At 61.2% G+C, this 18,283-nt stretch carries 17 protein-coding genes; 12 read left to right on the forward strand and 5 right to left on the reverse strand.

Going from position 1 to position 18,283, the window contains the following annotated elements; all coding sequences use genetic code 11:
• Positions 1–21 precede the first annotated feature (21 nt).
• Positions 22–828, forward strand: coding sequence for an MOSC domain-containing protein (locus AC07RO_RS12405; protein ID WP_495086170.1), 807 nt, complete (start codon positions 22–24; stop codon positions 826–828).
• A gap of 169 nt (positions 829–997) precedes the next feature.
• Here AC07RO_RS12405 and AC07RO_RS12410 read toward each other — a convergent pair whose 3' ends face one another.
• Entirely contained in the window at positions 998–2,926 is a 1,929-nt protein-coding gene (locus AC07RO_RS12410) for a transglycosylase SLT domain-containing protein (RefSeq protein WP_192172361.1), read from the reverse strand.
• Between the two features lie 214 nt (positions 2,927–3,140).
• On the opposite strand from AC07RO_RS12410, the gene AC07RO_RS12415 reads away from it, so the two are divergent.
• Entirely contained in the window at positions 3,141–5,051 is a 1,911-nt protein-coding gene (locus tag AC07RO_RS12415) for an ATP-binding cassette domain-containing protein (protein WP_346627821.1), read from the forward strand.
• 66 nt (positions 5,052–5,117) lie between these two features.
• Here AC07RO_RS12415 and AC07RO_RS12420 read toward each other — a convergent pair whose 3' ends face one another.
• Positions 5,118–5,564 (reverse strand): universal stress protein, encoded by a 447-nt coding sequence (locus AC07RO_RS12420; RefSeq protein WP_192172363.1) that lies wholly within the window; start codon positions 5,562–5,564, stop codon positions 5,118–5,120.
• Between the two features lie 110 nt (positions 5,565–5,674).
• On the opposite strand from AC07RO_RS12420, the gene AC07RO_RS12425 reads away from it, so the two are divergent.
• Positions 5,675–6,112: a hypothetical protein gene (locus AC07RO_RS12425; protein ID WP_495086171.1), complete on the forward strand. Its 438-nt coding sequence runs from the start codon at positions 5,675–5,677 to the stop codon at positions 6,110–6,112.
• A gap of 115 nt (positions 6,113–6,227) precedes the next feature.
• Here AC07RO_RS12425 and AC07RO_RS12430 read toward each other — a convergent pair whose 3' ends face one another.
• Entirely contained in the window at positions 6,228–6,383 is a 156-nt protein-coding gene (locus AC07RO_RS12430; RefSeq protein WP_495086172.1) for a hypothetical protein, read from the reverse strand.
• A 301-nt stretch (positions 6,384–6,684) separates the two neighbouring features.
• On the opposite strand from AC07RO_RS12430, the gene fadB reads away from it, so the two are divergent.
• The 6 genes from fadB (at position 6,685) to AC07RO_RS12460 (ending at position 14,066) form a co-directional block, all read left to right on the forward strand.
• Positions 6,685–8,832, forward strand: coding sequence for a fatty acid oxidation complex subunit alpha FadB (fadB, locus tag AC07RO_RS12435; protein WP_282371900.1), 2,148 nt, complete (start codon positions 6,685–6,687; stop codon positions 8,830–8,832).
• A gap of 23 nt (positions 8,833–8,855) precedes the next feature.
• Positions 8,856–10,031, forward strand: coding sequence for an acetyl-CoA C-acyltransferase FadA (fadA, locus tag AC07RO_RS12440; RefSeq protein WP_122534498.1), 1,176 nt, complete (start codon positions 8,856–8,858; stop codon positions 10,029–10,031).
• A 101-nt stretch (positions 10,032–10,132) separates the two neighbouring features.
• On the forward strand, positions 10,133–10,369 hold the full coding sequence (locus AC07RO_RS12445; RefSeq protein WP_065988576.1) for a DUF1653 domain-containing protein: 237 nt from the start codon (positions 10,133–10,135) through the stop codon (positions 10,367–10,369).
• 109 nt (positions 10,370–10,478) lie between these two features.
• Positions 10,479–13,082, forward strand: a complete 2,604-nt coding sequence (gene topA, locus AC07RO_RS12450) for a type I DNA topoisomerase (protein WP_495086173.1) — start codon at positions 10,479–10,481, stop codon at positions 13,080–13,082.
• Between the two features lie 150 nt (positions 13,083–13,232).
• Positions 13,233–13,754: a DUF6586 family protein gene (locus AC07RO_RS12455; RefSeq protein WP_282371903.1), complete on the forward strand. Its 522-nt coding sequence runs from the start codon at positions 13,233–13,235 to the stop codon at positions 13,752–13,754.
• Between the two features lie 75 nt (positions 13,755–13,829).
• Entirely contained in the window at positions 13,830–14,066 is a 237-nt protein-coding gene (locus tag AC07RO_RS12460; RefSeq protein WP_037011193.1) for a hypothetical protein, read from the forward strand.
• Positions 14,067–14,164: 98 nt separating this feature from the next.
• Here AC07RO_RS12460 and sulA read toward each other — a convergent pair whose 3' ends face one another.
• Positions 14,165–14,668, reverse strand: a complete 504-nt coding sequence (sulA, locus tag AC07RO_RS12465; RefSeq protein ID WP_495086174.1) for an SOS-induced cell division inhibitor SulA — start codon at positions 14,666–14,668, stop codon at positions 14,165–14,167.
• Positions 14,669–14,679: 11 nt separating this feature from the next.
• Complete coding sequence (gene lexA / locus AC07RO_RS12470) at positions 14,680–15,288, reverse strand: transcriptional repressor LexA (RefSeq protein WP_065988571.1); 609 nt, start codon at positions 15,286–15,288, stop codon at positions 14,680–14,682.
• A 228-nt stretch (positions 15,289–15,516) separates the two neighbouring features.
• Here lexA and AC07RO_RS12475 point away from each other — a divergent pair, with 228 nt between their 5' ends.
• The 3 genes from AC07RO_RS12475 to AC07RO_RS12485 all read left to right on the forward strand — a co-directional run bounded on the left by AC07RO_RS12475 (position 15,517) and on the right by AC07RO_RS12485 (position 18,084).
• Entirely contained in the window at positions 15,517–16,227 is a 711-nt protein-coding gene (locus tag AC07RO_RS12475; protein WP_495086175.1) for a TetR/AcrR family transcriptional regulator, read from the forward strand.
• A gap of 105 nt (positions 16,228–16,332) precedes the next feature.
• Positions 16,333–17,334, forward strand: coding sequence for a beta-N-acetylhexosaminidase (nagZ, locus tag AC07RO_RS12480; protein ID WP_495086214.1), 1,002 nt, complete (start codon positions 16,333–16,335; stop codon positions 17,332–17,334).
• Positions 17,335–17,343: 9 nt separating this feature from the next.
• On the forward strand, positions 17,344–18,084 hold the full coding sequence (locus AC07RO_RS12485; RefSeq protein WP_346627816.1) for an S-methyl-5'-thioinosine phosphorylase: 741 nt from the start codon (positions 17,344–17,346) through the stop codon (positions 18,082–18,084).
• Positions 18,085–18,283: the final 199 nt, after the last annotated feature.

Consider the following 18,283-nt stretch of genomic DNA (forward strand, 5'->3'; position numbering starts at 1 on the left):
CTCTGGCATAAGGACGCGTACATGTTTCACCTCAGCGCACTGTATCGGTACCCCCTCAAATCCTGCATGGCGGAGACGTTGCAGCAGGCCCGTTTCGATGAGTTGGGCATGAGTGGCGATCGTCGCTGGATGCTGGTGGACGAAGCCAGTGGGCGCTTTTACAGCCAGCGCGCGCTGCCGCAGATGTCGCAGCTGTCGGTGCTGTGGAAGGGCGATGGGGTAACGCTGTCGGCGCCGGGCCTGGGCAGTCTGGATGTGCCGGTGCCGGTCGATGAAGAGGCCAATCTGCGCGGCATCACGATCTGGCGCGACACTTTTCGGGTGCCGGACGCCGGCGAGGACGCGGCGCGTTGGGTCAGCGCCCTGGTGGGCAAGCCGACGCGGCTGGTGCACGTGCCGAAAGAACGCGCTCGCTGGTTGCCTTCAGGCTACGGGACGGTGGAAGACAGGGTCGGGTTCGCTGACGGTTTTCCGCTGTTGCTGATCGGGCAGTCTTCACTGGACGATTTGTCGCAGAAGGTGGGTCGCCCGCTGGAAATGTTGCGGTTTCGCCCGAATCTGGTGGTGTCCGGGGCCGAGGCGTTTGCGGAGGATGGCTGGAAGCGGATTCGAATTGGCGACGTTGAACTGCGGGTGCTAAAGCCGTGCTCGCGGTGCATCCTGACGACGATCGACCCTGCTACCGGTGAGCGCAGCGCGGATCGCGAACCGATGACCACACTGAAGACCTATCGAGAGCGGGAAGGGGAGATCTGGTTTGGCCAGAATCTGGTGAGCGATGGCCCAGGGCTGGTCGAGGTCGGGATGGAGATTGAAGTGCTCGAGTGATTGAGCGCTTGCGCTTAAGCTTTCCCGGCTAAAGCCGGTCCTACTGGATGCACGCGATTCGCATAGTGGGACCGGCTTTAGCCGGGAAGAGGCCGGCAGTCACGCCGCGAATCTCCGCCGTGCAGCCCGAGGTCTTCCCGGCTAAAGCCGGTCCTACGACCGCGCAGCCTCACAAATCATCAAAGAACCGCTCATGCCAATCCACCAGCGGCTGCGGGGAATTGAGCTTCTGGCCGTAGATCACCGCGTACGACAGCACGTTCTGCACGTACTGGCGGGTCTCGTCGAACGGAATGCTCTCGACCCAGACGTCGAAGGCCAGATGGTTGGCGCCCCTCAACCACTGACGCACACGTCCCGGACCTGCGTTGTACGCCGCTGAAGCCAGTACCCGGTTGCCGTTGAACTGAGCATGGACCTGACTCAAATAAGCGGCGCCGAGCTGGATGTTCTTGTCCGGATCGAGCACCTGGGCCGGCGAGGCCAGGGGAATGCTGAATTTGCGCGCGGTCTCTTTGGCGGTCGCAGGCATCAGTTGCATCAGGCCTGCGGCACCGACGCCAGAGCGGGCGTCATCCATGAACGCGCTTTCCTGACGGGTGATCGCAAACACCCAGCTTGAATGCAGCCCGCGAACCTGCGCTTCACGCACCAGGGTGTCGCGGTGGGCCATCGGGAAGCGAATATCTAGATCGTCCCAGTACTGCGCCTGACTGATGGTGCGAATGGCCGGGAAATACCAGTGCATGTCGTACGCCAGTTTGGCCTGGGCGACCATTTCGTCCCGGCTGAAACGCCGGGTGACGTGGTACCACTCGCGACGGCCGTCGACGATCTGCCCGCGATCATAGAACTCCAGCGCGCGGCGCACGCCCGGTGTGTTGCGCACCTTGGTCATGAGCGCCTGGCTCATCACCAGCGGCTTGTTGTTGAGCATGTACGGCGTCTGGGTGCGGTCGGCGGCAAGGAAGCCGTAGAAATCACGCTCCTTCGCGACCGCCTTGTACAGCCCCGGAAGCAACGGGCTGTTGGGCTGAGCAAGCTCGAGAGAGCGGGCCTGCCAGTAACGCCAGCGGTTCGTGGTCGCGAGGTCTTGGGGCAAGCGACGGGTCAGCTCGTACGCATCGCTCCAGCGACCGAGCCGCAGCAACAGGCGCAGGCGCCATTCGGTGACGGTGTTGTCGCGCAGGTCCGGGTCGTACTTGGTCATGACCTCAAGGGCGCGGCCGTCATAACTGCGAGCCAGGGTCAGGCCGATTTCCTTGGCGATCTGCACCTGTTCCTCGTGGGAGAAATGCAGCACCGGCGCGTAGCTGTCGAGCAGCTCCATGGCCCGCTGCGGGTCCTGCTTGGCCAGGCGACGCAGCCCCAGCCCGACCACATCGGACATCGCCTCGTCGGCCGGCATGAACTGGCCCTGGTTGTTGACCATTTCCGGCTTCTGCGCCACAGCGATCAGCAAACGGCCCTGGGGCGCGAGGGTGGTCATGCTGTTGACCAGTTGATTGGCCAGCGCGTAGTTGCGCACCTGCGCGGCGAGCTTGGCGCGCTGCCAGCGTTTCTGCTCGGTCAACTGACCTTCGACCGCCCACTGGGTGAAGAACGTATCGCAGGCTGCCGGCAGCGTCTTGCCGGTCATCCAGGTTTTCTCGGCGTTGGCATAACCTTCCGAGCGCTGGTTGTGGCTGAGCTGATACGACCCATACAAACAGTCGAGCTCGACGAAATTCAGCTTGGGGTCGTAATACTTGACGAAGGGCTGCCAGTCACCGCGGGAGGCAAGCAGTCGCAGCCAGCGCAGCTTCATGTAGTTGGCTTGCGGCAGGTCGCCGTGCTCGGCGAAGAACTTCTCGATTTCCTCGTTGCTCGCGCTGTTCAGGCGGGCGGTGAGTTCGTCGTAGGCCAGGTAGGGTTCGAGGGGGTAATCCGCCAACGCAGCGGCGTACGTACGATAAGGGCCGCCGTCGCCCTTGGCCAAAGCCCGTTTGGCTTCATCGTAATATTGACGTTGGGTGGTGAGATCGACCGCTTGGACGGACTGGGCAGCGGTGGCCGACAGAAGCAGGCAGGACAAAAGGCTGAAGAAACGACTGCGCATGAGACTTCCGTGCAGATGCATCGTGAAAAGTGCGGCTAGCTTAGCCTGTTGCCCGCGCGGGTTGAAGCGCTGCCTCGTCCGTCGTGATAGATGGAAACAAACCCCGGCCTGCAATCGGCCGACCACCGGGTCCGGACGACGTCCTGTCATCGATTAGCCGCCCATCTGCCGGGTTATCTCAGGTAGAATGCGCGCCCGGTTTTTGGAGAAGCTCATGACCCTGCTCAAATTCAGCGATGTGTCCCTTGCGTTCGGCGCCATGCCGTTGTTGGACAAGGTGTCCTGGCAGATCGCCCGTGGTGAGCGGGTCTGCATCATTGGCCGCAACGGCACCGGCAAGTCCAGCATGTTGAAGCTCGTCAAGGGCATTCAGATGCCCGACGACGGCAATGTCTGGCGGGCGCCGGGCCTCAAGATCGGCGAGCTGCCCCAGGAGTTGCCGGTCGCTGACGGCCGTACCGTATTTGACGTGGTTGCCGAAGGCCTCGATGGCGTCGGCGAGTTGCTCGCCCAGTATCACCACCTCAGCCAGAACATCGTCACCGCCGAAGATCTCGACAAGCTGATGCACGTGCAGTCGGACCTCGAAGCCCGTGACGGCTGGCGCCTGCAGCAGTTGGTGGACAGCACCCTCAGCCGTCTGCAACTGCCGGCCGACAAGACCCTCGCCGAACTGTCCGGCGGCTGGCGTCGTCGCGTGTTGCTGGCCCAGGCGCTGGTCTCCGAGCCTGATCTGCTCATGCTCGACGAACCGACCAACCACCTCGACATCGGCGCCATCGCCTGGCTTGAAGAAGCACTGAAGGAATTCCAGGGCGCGGTGTTGTTCATCACCCACGACCGGTCCTTCCTGCAAAACCTTGCCACGCGCATTCTTGAACTCGACCGTGGCGGCCTGATCGACTGGGACGGCGACTACGCCAGCTTCCTGGTGCACAAGGAAGCCATGCTCGCGGCGGAAGAAACCGCCAACGCGCTGTTCGACAAGCGTCTGGCCCAGGAAGAAGTATGGATTCGTCAGGGCATCAAGGCCCGTCGTACCCGTAACGAAGGCCGCGTACGCGCCCTGAAGGCATTGCGCGTTGAACGCAGCGACCGTCGCGAACGCACCGGCAAGGCCAACATCCAGCTCGACACGGCAGACAAATCCGGCAAGCAGGTGATGGTGCTCGACAACGTCAGCTTCGCTCACCCGGGCGGCCCGATGCTGATCAAGGACTTCTCTATGGTCCTGCAGCGCGAAGACCGCATCGGTCTGCTCGGCGCCAACGGTACCGGCAAGACGACGCTGCTCAAGCTGATGCTCGACAACCTCCAGCCCACCAGCGGCAAAGTGGAAGTCGGCACCCGTCTGGATGTCGCCTACTTCGACCAGTTGCGTCACCAGCTCGATCTGGAAAAAACCGTGATCGACAACGTGGCCGAAGGGCGCGACTTCATCGACATCGACGGTCAGAGCCGTCACGTCCTCAGTTACCTGGGCGATTTCCTGTTCAGCCCGCAGCGGGCGCGGACGCCGGTCAAGGCGTTGTCGGGCGGTGAGCGCGCGCGTCTGCTGCTCGCCAAGCTGTTCAGCAAGCCGGCCAACCTGCTGGTCCTCGACGAACCGACCAACGATCTGGACGTCGAGACCCTCGAGCTGCTTGAAGAAGTGCTGTTGACCTTCAAGGGCACCGTGCTGATGGTCAGCCACGACCGGGCATTCCTCGACAACGTCGTCACCAGCACCCTGGTGTTCGAAGGCGAGGGCAAGGTCCGCGAATTCGTCGGTGGCTATCAGGACTGGATTCGCCAGGGCGGCTCGCCGCGTCTGCTGGGCGTCACCGACAGCAAGTCCGGCAAGTCCGAGCTGGCCACTGCCGTGGTTCAGGCAGCACCGGTCGCGGCGGCCGAAATGCCGGTCGCCAAAAAGAAGCTCAGCTATAAACTGCAACGCGAGCTGGAAGCGCTGCCTGCGCAGATCGACAGCGTTGAAGCGCAAATGGCTGCGCTCAGTGCCGAGATGGCCGAGGCTGGTTTCTATCAGCGTCCTGCGGAGCAAACCACAGCCGTGATGGCGCAGCTGGAAAGCCTGCAAGGCGAACTGGACGGACTCCTTGAGCGTTGGGCCGAGCTGGACGAGTGATCGCTAAGCTGTAGCAATAAAAAAGCCCGGCCCTTTTTCAAGGACCGGGCTTTTGCATTGGCGCGCTTATTTCTCCGGGCGCTTGATCAGGCGCACTGCCAGCACGTCACACGGCGCGCCGTGCAGCACGTCGTTGGCGGTAGAACCTAGCAGCAGGGACAGGCCATGACGACCGTGGCTGCCGACAACGATCAGATCAACGTGGTGTTCCTTCGCCAGGTTGTGGATTTCCTGACGCGGCTGGCCGTAGGTCAAATGGCTGTCGCCGGTCTTTACGTCGGGGTATTTGCGTTTCAGCGCTTCCAGCTTTTCCTTGGCCTGATCGAACTGCTGTTGCTGCAGCTGCGACAGGTCCATCGGGACATCGCCACCGAAGGCCATGGCCATAGGTTCGACGATGTGCACCAGCGAAAGCTTGGAGTGGCCGGCCAACGCCAGCGCCATGGCTTTTTTGATAACCGGATCGCACTCTTCAGTGAGGTCCACGGCTACCAGGATGTGTTCATAGGACATGGGGTGTTCCTTCTGAGGTTTGCGATGGTTTTGATTATGGCTCTTTTCACGCGCCTCTGGCACGCCGATGTGGTTCGCCAGCAGCCAGCCGCTGCGGGGGGCGTACAAATATGACGGTGTGGATCATCCTGTCAATCATTGCGGTGGTTTTAAGTCCGTTGGTCTGGCTGCGCCCCTCGCGCTCGCAGAGCGGCAGAATGGCCATGCGCATGCAGGCGCGGCGCATGGGGCTGGCGATGCAGCTGATTCCCCAGGAGTGGCCGCATTGGTTGCCGACCGAGCCGCCGAGCCCGTGCCCGCAGTATCACCGGCCGCGTGCCGCGCGGGCGACCGATGTCTGGGTGTACTGGCAGATGGAGCCGGGCGTGTGGGTTAACCAGTGGCGCGAGCCGTGTGAAGATCCGCGCCTGCTCGAGCCGTTCAAGAAGCTGCCGGCGGACGTCTACAAAGTGGAGGCGGGCAAGCAGTTGATTGCCCTGTATTGGGCCGAGCGCGGCGAGCCCGAAGTATTGCAGCACATTGCAGCGGTGCTGAAGGCCTTGGCGTAAGCCGTCCCGATGCCCGAATCGCGGGCATTAAAAAGCCCGATAACAACATCGGGCCGGGGTTGGCCAGGCAGGCCGTAATTCTTGTGCGGTGCGGTGCAATGCCGCTCGCCGGGTCTCACATCACTTGCTGACGACGCTCAAATGACCCGTCTTGATGCGCAGTGCGCTGAATGTAGACCTTAATGGTGCGTTTGTCTGCTGCCTCACCGTTTATTTCATGCTTCGTTCCGAGCCGCTGCCCGCCGCCACGGCCCATCTTCTTCAGTTTCATGCCCCCGCGATCATGCGCCTGAATAGCCTTCTATCAGGCGCACGTTCTACCTGCGATTTGCCGGTTTTGCCCGCTGTCTGCTGAATTGACAATTGCTGGAATATGGCAGAAGGTAGCCGCACCCAAATCAAACGGGCGTATGAATTGAGCGTTTGCCGTAGGAATGCTCTGACAGACGCTCGAATCGCGTCGACGGGGTGACTGGCGTTTGGTGTTTCGCCTCGACGGCAACGTCGTGCATAGCGCCGGATCTCAGCGTCTGATGCGTATTGTTCAGCTTCCATATCGTGGAGATCAGTTGATGATTTACGAAGGTAAAGCCATCACGGTTAAGGCTCTTGAAAGTGGCATCGTCGAACTGCAGTTCGACCTCAAGGGTGAGTCCGTCAACAAGTTCAACCGCCTCACCCTCAACGACCTGAATCAGGCCATCGAAGCCATCAAGGCCGATAGCTCGATCAAGGGCGTCATCGTCACCAGCGGCAAGGACGTGTTCATCGTCGGCGCCGACATCACCGAATTCGTCGATAACTTCAAGCTGCCGGACGCTGAACTCGTCGCCGGCAACCTCGAAGCCAACAAAATCTTCAGCGCCTTCGAAGACCTCAACGTACCGACCCTTGCTGCCATCAACGGCATCGCCCTGGGCGGCGGTCTGGAAATGTGCCTGGCCGCTGACTTCCGCGTCATGTCCGCAACCGCCAAGGTCGGCCTGCCTGAAGTCAAACTCGGTATCTATCCGGGCTTCGGCGGGACAGTCCGTCTGCCACGCCTGATCGGTGTCGACAACGCAGTCGAGTGGATCGCGTCCGGCAAAGACAACAGCGCTGAAGACGCACTGAAAGTGGGCGCCGTCGATGCTGTCGTGGCTCCCGGCAAACTGCAGGAAGCTGCACTGGACCTGATCAAGCGCGCCATCTCCGGCGAGTTCGACTTCAAGGCCAAGCGTCAGCCGAAGCTGGACAAACTCAAGCTCAACGCCATCGAGCAGATGATGGCCTTCGAAACCGCCAAGGGTTTCGTGGCAGGCCAGGCCGGCCCGAACTACCCGGCGCCGGTCGAAGCGATCAAGACCATCCAGAAAGCCGCCAATTTCGGTCGCGACAAAGCGCTGGAAGTGGAAGCGGCCGGTTTCGTGAAGATGGCCAAGACCTCGGCCGCTGCGAGCCTCATCGGTCTGTTCCTGAACGATCAGGAGCTGAAAAAGAAAGCCAAGGTCTACGACGAAGTCGCCAAGGACGTGAAGCAGGCCGCTGTATTGGGCGCCGGCATCATGGGGGGCGGCATCGCCTATCAGTCGGCTGTCAAAGGCACGCCGATCCTGATGAAGGACATCCGTGAAGAAGCCATCGCGCTGGGCCTGGGCGAAGCATCGAAGCTGCTGGGCAAGCGCGTCGAAAAAGGCCGCCTGACCACCGCGAAGATGGCCGAAGCGCTCAACGCGATTCGTCCTACGTTGTCCTACGGCGATTTCGGCACCGTCGACCTCGTCGTCGAAGCCGTGGTCGAGAACCCGAAGGTCAAACAAGCCGTACTGGCCGAAGTGGAAGGGCAGGTGGGTGAAAACACCATTCTCGCTTCCAACACCTCGACGATCTCCATCAGCTTGCTCGCCAAGGCCCTCAAGCGCCCGGAAAACTTCGTCGGCATGCACTTCTTCAACCCGGTGCACATGATGCCCCTGGTTGAAGTCATCCGTGGCGAGAAGTCCAGCGAAGTCGCCGTGGCGACCACCGTGGCTTACGCCAAGAAGATGGGCAAGAACCCGATCGTGGTCAACGACTGCCCGGGCTTCCTGGTCAACCGCATCCTGTTCCCGTACTTCGGCGGCTTCGCCAAGCTGGTCAGCGCCGGTGTGGATTTCGTGCGCATCGACAAGGTCATGGAAAAATTCGGCTGGCCAATGGGCCCGGCGTACCTGATGGACGTGGTCGGCATCGACACCGGGCACCACGGTCGCGACGTCATGGCCGAAGGCTTCCCGGACCGCATGAAGGACGATCGCCGCACGGCCGTTGACGCCTTGTACGACGCCAATCGCCTCGGCCAGAAGAACGGCAAGGGCTTCTACGTCTACGAGACCGACAAGCAGGGCAAACCGAAGAAAGTGGTCGACGCTTCCGTGCTGGAAGTGCTCAAGCCGGTGATCTACGAGCAGCGTGAAGTCAGCGACGAAGACATCATCAACTGGATGATGATCCCGCTGTGCCTCGAAACCGTGCGTTGCCTGGAAGACGGCATTGTCGACACGGCTGCCGAGGCCGACATGGGCCTGATCTACGGCATCGGCTTCCCTCCGTTCCGCGGTGGCGCGCTGCGCTACATCGACTCGATCGGTGTCGCTGAATTCGTGGCCCTGGCTGACCAATACGCTGATCTGGGCGCTCTGTACCACCCCACTGCGAAGCTGCGTGAAATGGCCAAGACCGGCCAACGCTTCTTCGGCTAAGTGCCCAACGAACAGGTGAAGATATGAGCTTGAATCCGAGAGACGTCGTGATTGTCGACTTCGGTCGCACACCGATGGGCCGCTCCAAGGGTGGCATGCACCGCAATACCCGCGCCGAAGACATGTCGGCGCACCTGATCAGCAAATTGCTGGAACGCAACAACAAGGTTGACCCGGCCGAAGTCGAGGACGTGATCTGGGGCTGCGTCAACCAGACCCTGGAACAGGGCTGGAACATCGCGCGCATGGCGTCGCTGATGACCCAGATTCCGCACACCTCCGCCGCGCAGACGGTCAGCCGCCTGTGTGGATCGTCGATGAGCGCGTTGCACACGGCGGCTCAGGCGATCATGAGCAACAACGGTGACGTGTTCGTCATCGGCGGTGTCGAGCACATGGGCCACGTTGGCATGATGCACGGTGTCGATCCGAACCCGCACATGTCGCTGTACGCCGCCAAAGCCTCCGGCATGATGGGCCTGACCGCCGAAATGCTGGGCAAGATGCACGGCATCACCCGTGAAGCGCAGGATGCGTTCGGTGTGCGCTCCCATCGGCTTGCGCAGAAGGCCACGCTGGAAGGGAAGTTCAAGGACGAAATCATCCCGATGCAGGGCTACGACGAGAATGGTTTCCTGAAGATGTTCGACTTCGATGAGACCATTCGTCCGGAGACTACGCTGGAAAGCCTGGCTGCCCTCAAGCCTGCGTTCAACCCGAAAGGCGGTACGGTCACGGCCGGCACCTCGTCGCAGATCACTGACGGTGCTTCGTGCATGATCGTCATGTCCGGCCAGCGCGCCATGGACCTCGGCATCCAGCCCCTGGCGGTGATCCGCTCCATGGCCGTGGCCGGTGTCGACCCTGCAATCATGGGTTACGGACCGGTTCCGGCGACCCAGAAAGCGCTCAAGCGTGCAGGGCTGAGCATCGCCGATATCGACTACTTCGAGCTCAACGAAGCTTTCGCTGCACAGGCCCTGCCGGTGCTGAAAGATTTGAAAGTGCTCGACAAGATGGACGAGAAGGTTAACCTGCACGGCGGCGCCATCGCCTTGGGTCACCCGTTCGGTTGCTCGGGGGCGCGGATTTCCGGCACCTTGCTCAACGTGATGAAGCAGAATGGCGGCACCTTGGGTGTTGCCACCATGTGCATCGGTCTGGGTCAGGGCATTACCACCGTATTCGAACGCGTCTAAACGGTGTGAGTGTGCAAGCCGGGGCCTGGTGCCCCGGCTTTTGTTTTTTCCGAAAATGTATTTTCGCCACTTTTTTTCCTGTCACACCCGAGGTCCCCCGCATGCCGCTACAGCCAGGTCTCTACCGTCACTACAAAGGGCCCGAATACCGTGTTATCGGTGTCGCGCGGCATTCGGAGACCGAAGAAGAAGTGGTGTGCTATCAAGCGCTGTACGGCGAATACGGCCTGTGGGTACGCCCTTTGAGCATGTTTCTGCAGTCAGTTGAGGTTGACGGCGAGCAAGTGCCGCGCTTTGCTTTGGTTCAGGCCGAACCGGATCTTTTTCCACGGCCCTGAGGCATGACGTTGCAGCAGCCATTGCTTGACCTCACCTTTCAGCCACTATATATAGCGGGGCCTCGACGGCTCTGACGTTTTTTTTCTCGCATTAGGAATTTTCCGATCCATGGGCAAATCGCTGGTCATTGTGGAATCCCCGGCTAAGGCCAAGACCATCAACAAGTACCTGGGCAACCAGTACGTGGTGAAGTCGAGTATCGGCCATATCCGAGACCTGCCCACCAGCGGTTCGGCTAGCGCCTCCAAAGAGCCTGCTGCCAAGCGCGGCAAGGCCGTGGCCGAAGCGCCTGCGCTGTCGCCCAAGGAAAAGGCCAAGCGCCAGCTCGTGGCGCGCATGGGTGTCGATCCGGAACACGGCTGGAAAGCCAAGTACGAAATCCTTCCCGGCAAAGAGAAGGTGATCGACGAATTGCGCCGCCTGGCCAAAGACGCCGACACCATCTATCTCGCGACGGACTTGGACCGCGAAGGGGAAGCCATTGCCTGGCACCTGCGCGAAGCCATTGGTGGCGACGATGCGCGCTACAAGCGCGTGGTCTTCAACGAGATCACCAAGAAAGCCATTCAGGAAGCCTTCTCCAAACCGGGCGAGCTCGACATCGACCGCGTGAATGCCCAGCAGGCACGCCGGTTCCTCGACCGCGTCGTCGGCTACATGGTGTCGCCGCTGCTGTGGCAGAAGATCGCCCGCGGTCTGTCGGCCGGCCGTGTGCAGTCCGTGGCAGTGAAGCTGGTGGTGGAGCGCGAGCGTGAAATCCGCGCGTTCATCCCGGAAGAGTACTGGGAGATCCATGCGGACCTCGGCACTGCCAAGGGCGCCAACGTTCGCTTTGAAGTCGCCCGCGAAAAAGGCGAGGCCTTCAAACCGCTGAACGAAGCGACCGCCATGGCGGCGCTGGAGAAGCTCAAGGCCTCGGCCTACAGCATCAGCAAACGTGAAGACAAACCGACCAGCAGCAAGCCGTCGGCACCCTTCATCACGTCCACGCTGCAACAGGCCGCGAGCAACCGCCTGGGCTACGGCGTGAAGAAAACCATGATGATGGCCCAGCGTCTGTATGAAGCCGGTTACATCACCTACATGCGTACGGACTCGACCAACCTGTCGGCCGACGCAGTGGCCATGGCCCGCACCTACATCGAAACCGAGTTCGGCAAGAAGTACCTGCCGGAATCGCCGATCGTCTACAGCAGCAAGGAAGGCGCGCAAGAGGCTCACGAAGCGATTCGTCCCTCCGACGTCAACACGCACCCGAGCAAGCTGACCGGCATGGAGCGTGACGCCGAGCGTCTGTACGAGCTGATCTGGCGCCAGTTCGTGGCCTGCCAGATGCCGCCTGCGCAATACCTGTCGACCACCGTCAGCGTCGCGGCCGGCGATTTCGAGCTGCGCGCCAAGGGCCGCATTCTCAAGTTCGACGGTTACACCCGCGTGCTGCCACAGATGAGCAAGCCGGGCGATGACGACGTACTGCCGGACATGGCCCAGGGCGACAAGCTGAAGCTGATCAAGCTCGACCCGAGCCAGCACTTCACCAAGCCGCCTGCACGTTATTCGGAAGCCAGCCTGGTCAAGGAAATGGAAAAACGCGGCATCGGTCGTCCATCGACCTATGCCGCGATCATTTCGACGATCCAGGACCGTGGCTACGTGGCGCTGCACAACCGTCGTTTCTATTCGGAAAAGATGGGCGACATCGTCACTGAACGTTTGTCCGAAAGCTTCTCGAACCTCATGGACTACGGCTTCACCGCCGGCATGGAAGAGAACCTCGACGACGTGGCCCAGGGCCAACGCGACTGGAAGAACGTCCTCGACGAGTTCTATGGCGATTTCAAGAAGAAACTCGAAGTGGCCGAAGCACCCGACAGCGGCATGCGCGCCAACCAGCCGGTGATGACTGACATCCCGTGCAAGGTCTGCGGCCGCCCGATGCAGATTCGTACCGCGTCCACCGGCGTGTTCCTCGGCTGCTCGGGCTACAGCCTGCCGCCGAAAGAGCGCTGCAAGGCCACCGTCAACCTCACGCCGGGCGACGAAATCGCCGACGACGATGAGGGCGAGTCCGAATCCCGCGTGCTGCGTGGCAAGCACCGTTGCCCGATCTGCAGTACGGCGATGGATGCGTACCTGCTGGATGAGAAGCACAAGCTGCACATCTGCGGCAACAACCCGGATTGCTCGGGTTACGAGATCGAAGAGGGCACCTACCGCATCAAGGGCTATGAAGGCCCGAGCGTCGAGTGCGACAAGTGCGGCGGCGAAATGCAGCTCAAGACCGGCCGTTTCGGCAAGTTCTTCGGCTGCACCAACTGCAAGAACACCCGCAAGCTGCTGAAAAGCGGTGAAGCGGCGCCGCCGAAGATGGACCCGGTGAAGATGCCGGAGCTCAAGTGCGAGAAGGTCGACGACACCTACATCCTGCGCGATGGTGCTTCGGGGTTGTTCCTGGCGGCCAGCCAGTTCCCGAAAAACCGCGAGACCCGTGCACCGTTGGTGACGGAGATTGCACCGCACAAGGACGAGATCGATCCTAAGTATCACTTCCTGTGTGAAGCGCCGAAGAAGGACCCCGACGGTCGCCCGGCGGTGATCCGCTACAGCCGCAAGTCCAAGGAGCAATACGTGCAGACCGAAGTGGACGGCAAGCCGACTGGCTGGCGTGCGTTCTACGACGGCGGCAAGTGGAAGGTCGAGGACAAGCGTTGATCGTTTGATCACGATCCGACTGGTCAGCCCCGACGCTTTGCGTTAAAAGAATCCCTCGGCGTGCTCGTGCGCTCCGAGGGATTTTTTTGTCTGCGACTGACTCGCTGCGGGCAGGTTGGCGCTTCACTCATCTCTACAGAGACCACCGTTATGGCTCACGAACTCTACACCCGCACCAACCAGAAGCTGTTCTTCGCAGGTCTGGCACTGGAGGCGATGGCGAAGGCCAGGGACAGCCGCGCGATGAACGCCCAGGGGCTTGAGCAGGCGGAGCGTGAGTCGGCGATCTTTCATCTCTATGGCGCCTTGCTCGGGCTGTGCCACGAGATTGCCGGATTCTACCGACTGCCACAGGCCAGCACCCCGCGTGCCGAGGACCTGCTGTCGCCGAAGGTGCTGGAAGCTATCGCCATCCCGGAAATGGGCGAATTGGTCGAGCTCGCCCACAACCGCGAAACGTGGCTGGCGCAATTACTGGCCTCCTACCAGGCGTTGTTCATGCCGCCGAGGGCGCCGCGCAAACCCAAGGGTGACGTCACTCAGCCACTTATCATCGCAGTGGGGGCGGAAGAAGAGCCCGAGCAGGCGTTGACGCGCGAGGAGATGGAAACCTGGCGTCAGCAGCTCAAAGGCCTCGCAATCCGGTTTAGAGAAGGCCTGAGCGAGTGCTGAGTCGGGGTGATCGATGGGCTAGGGACTCAGTCATCTGGCTGTTACAATGCGAGCCTTTCGTGGAGAACTGCCCTGATGCCAACTTCGTTTCTGGAAATTGTTGAACTGCCTGACGGTCGCATAGAACTGCGCCGCGCCGAAGATGAAGGATCGCTGGTCACCCTGAATTTTTCGGAAGACGCCAAAGCGTTCTTGCAGGGTCAGCACGTTGAAGTCGCCAAGGCGATGCTCAGCGTTGGTGTGCAGATGGCAGGCCGTCTCGCCGAAGGCGAATTGACCAAGGATGAAGAAGGGCCGCGCGTGCTGCACTGATCCTCAGGATTCGCAGCTCGCCCACACGCCGTTCCGCTTCTCGATTCGCAAGAAGTGCCTATACGCTCCAAATACCCTGAATAGTTCTGCCGACGTGCTTAGCCCAGACGAATGTTGAGGCTCTGCGCATCGCCGATACGTGCTGCGCTGGCCAGTTGCATGCGCGCACTGCCTGAGATGGGATTGATCCAGCTGACCACCGTATGGCTGCGGCCCAGGCGCAACACCTCACGGGTCAGTTCGAGTGCACTCTGCGTCCCGCGCGGGTGCATCAGAATAATGCGTTCCCGATTCAGGCCCGCGTCACGCAGCCACGCCTGGGTCACGCTGGCGGGTGGTGCAACCAGTGTCAGCCAGCGGTCGTTGGTGTCCTCACTCAACTCACGCAGGATCGGGGCCAACAGGTTGAGGCAGTTCCCGGCAGCGCCGCGCAATGACACTTCACTAAAGGCTTCCGGTTCGTTGCTCCAGGGCGACTCGGCAATCTCTGCCAAGGTCGGGACCTGTAACAGCGGAACGTCGAGCATGGGCACGCCGGGCGCCATGAATGCTTCGAACAGGGGCAGTTGTGCATGTTGTTGCGGTGTCTGTGGGAACTGCATCTACGTTCTCCTTATCGACGAATCACGCCGACGCTCAAGCCTTCAATGACAAGATCCTGATCTTTGAGATTCACTTCGATCGGTGCGAAGTCGGCGTTTTCGGCCAGCAGCCAGACCTTGTTGCCTTCGCGTTTGAAGCGTTTGACTGTCACTTCATCACCGATTCGCGCCACAACGATCTGGCCGTTGCGTGCTTCGCGGGTGGTATGGACGGCCAGCAGGTCGCCGTCGAGAATCCCGACGTCTTTCATGCTCATGCCGTGAACACGCAGTAGGTAATCCGCGCTGGGGTGAAAGAAGGCCGGGTTGATGGCGAGGGATTCTTCGATGTGCTGCTGGGCCAGGATCGGCGCGCCGGCTGCGACGCGACCAATGATCGGCAGGCCGCTGTCATCGGGCTTGGCTTCGAAGCCGGGGATACGAATGCCGCGGGAGGCGCCAGGAGTCATTTCGATGGCGCCTTTGCGGGCGAGTGCTTTCAAGTGTTCTTCGGCAGCATTGGGCGATTTGAAGCCCAGCTCCTGAGCGATTTCAGCGCGGGTCGGCGGGTAGCCGTTGTCTTCGAGGCAGCGCTTGATGAAGTCCAGAATCTCGGCTTGGCGTGACGTCAGTTTGATCATGTGCATCGCTCTGGCTTTTTATACAGTGACTGGGATTATATACAGTGCTTGGGTCTTGGCAATGGTCCTTTTTGCCCAGCCTGCGGTGAGCCCTCTTCATGAGTGGCTACAGGCCCCGGTTTGTATGGTTAAATGCCGTGACCGCATGGACAGAAAGGGGACGCTCAGGGTTGACAGTGCTGTGTATGAAACGTATGTTTCAAACACGTGTTTGTCAGGCGTTGAACCATGGCTCAGTCGGAAACAGTTGAACGAATTCTCGATGCAGCGGAGCAGCTGTTTGCCGAGAAAGGTTTTGCCGAAACCTCGTTGCGGCTGATCACCAGCAAGGCGTCAGTCAATCTGGCAGCGGTGAATTACCACTTCGGTTCCAAGAAGGCCCTTATTCAAGCGGTGTTCTCCCGCTTCCTCGGGCCGTTCTGCGTCAGTCTCGACCGCGAGCTGGAGCGCCGCCAGGCCAAGCCTGAACACAAGCCGACCCTTGAAGAGCTTCTTGAAATCCTCGTTGAGCAGGCGCTGGTGGTTCAGCCGCGCAGCAACAATGACCTGTCCATCTTCATGCGCCTGCTGGGCCTTGCGTTCAGCCAGAGCCAGGGCCATTTGCGGCGTTATCTCGAAGACATGTATGGCAAGGTGTTCCGCCGTTACATGCTGCTGGTCAACGAAGCAGCCCCGCGCATTCCTCCCATCGAGCTGTTCTGGCGGGTCCACTTCATGTTGGGCGCTGCGGCCTTCAGCATGTCCGGCATCAAGGCGCTGCGCGCCATTGCGGAGACCGATTTCGGGGTCAACACGTCCATCGAGCAGGTCATGCGCCTGATGGTGCCGTTTCTGGCGGCCGGCATGCGCGCCGAAACGGGCGTCACCGACACGGCCATGCTCACCGCGCAACTTCGGCCCCGTACCAAAATCTCGACACCGGCACCTGCCAAGGTCTGAGGCGCGCCACGGGCTGGCGGTGGCGTAATTTGCATCACATCCTTCGATCCCGCACCATGCCGGCCTGAGCATTGGTTGTTGAAGGATCTTCCTATGAGTTCTGGCCTGCAAGGCTCCCTGATGGTGGACGTCGCCGGTACCTGGCTGACCTCCGAAGACCGTCAGTTTCTGCGTCAGCCCGAAGTGGGCGGCCTGATTATTTTCGCGCGCAACATCGAGAGCCCACGGCAAGTTCGTGAACTCTGCGCATCCATCCACGCCATTCGTCCCGAGTTGCTGCTCGCCGTCGATCAAGAGGGTGGACGTGTCCAGCGCCTGCGCCAGGGCTTTGTGCGGTTGCCGCCGATGCGCGCCATTGCCGGCCATCCGAATGCAGAAAGCCTCGCCGAGCATTGCGGCTGGCTGATGGCAACCGAAGTGCTGGCGGTGGGGTTGGACCTTAGCTTTGCGCCGGTGCTGGATCTGGATTATCAGCGCAGCGCGGTCGTCGGCACCCGGTCGTTCGAAGGCGATCCCGAGCGCGCGGCGCTACTGGCCGGCGCTTTTATCCGTGGCATGAACGCAGCGGGCATGGCGGCGACCGGCAAGCATTTCCCCGGGCACGGTTGGGCCGAGGCCGACTCCCACGTGGCCATCCCCAATGACGAGCGCAGTCTTGAAACGATCCGTGCCAATGACCTGGTGCCTTTTCAGCGCTTGAGCAAACACCTCGCAGCGGTCATGCCCGCCCACGTGATCTATCCCCAGGTCGACTCGCAGCCGGCGGGCTTTTCCCGCCGCTGGCTGCAGGACATCCTGCGCGGTGAGCTGGGGTTCGATGGCGTGATTTTCAGCGATGACCTGTCGATGGCTGGCGCCCATGTCGTGGGTGACGCCGCCAGTCGCATCGAGGCGGCGCTTACGGCCGGCTGTGACATGGGCCTGGTGTGCAACGACCGCGCGGCGGCTGAGTTGGCGTTGAGCGCGGCGCAGCGCTTGAAGGTCTCGCCGCCGGCGGCGCGGCTTCACAGGATGCGCGGGCAGGGCATGGCATCCACCGAATACCGGCAGCATCCCCGCTGGCTGGCGGCGCTGACCGCCCTGCGCGCTGCTCAACTGATCGAATAAGGAACTCCCATGACTGTTTACGCGATTATCGGCGGCACCGGCCTGACCCAGCTCGAAGGGCTGACGATCCGTCAGTCCCTGTCAGTGAATACCCCATACGGCGCGCCGTCAGGCGATATCCATCTCGGCGAATACGCCGGCCGCGAGGTGATGTTCCTGGCTCGTCACGGGCACCCGCACCGCTTTCCGCCGCACAAGGTCAACTACCGCGCCAATATCTGGGCCCTGAAGCAGGCCGGCGCCGAAGCGATCCTGGCGGTCAACGCCGTGGGCGGGATTCACCCTGACATGGGCACTGGCCATTTCTGTGTCCCCCATGATCTGGTGGACTACACCAGCGGCCGCGAGCACACATTTTTTGCCGATGATCTGGAGCACGTGACCCACATCGATTTCAGCTTCCCCTACAGCGCGCCATTGCGGGCTCGACTGATTGCCGCGCTGGCGGCCGAAGGCTGCGCCCACAGCGATTTCGGCGTGTATGCCTGCACACAGGGACCCCGGCTGGAAACAGTGGCCGAGATTGCGCGGCTCGAGCGAGACGGCTGCGACATCGTTGGCATGACCGGCATGCCGGAAGCTGCACTGGCGCGTGAGCTTGAGCTGGAATATGCCTGCCTGGCGCTGGTGGTGAATCCGGCCGCAGGCAAGTCGGCGGCGGTCATCACGATGGCGGAAATCGAGCAGGCTTTGCACGATGGCATCGGCAAGGTCAAGGCGACACTGGCGCGAGTGCTCAGCGCCGCTTGAGGCCTGAAATCGTGGGTTTGGAGGGCTTTCTCTCAACGCTGGCTAGGCCGGAAAGGGCAACAAAGTCAACGCTATATCGTTGAAATAGTTGTCCACGGAAAGCGTGAATATCTCTGTGGATAAGTTTCTGTAAGCCGGTGATTGCAAGGCGTTAGCGGCAATGGTCGTTTAATGATCAGGTTTGCCAATGGCGCCGATG

The organism is Pseudomonas sp. GW821-FHT07F05 (assembly GCF_059418765.1).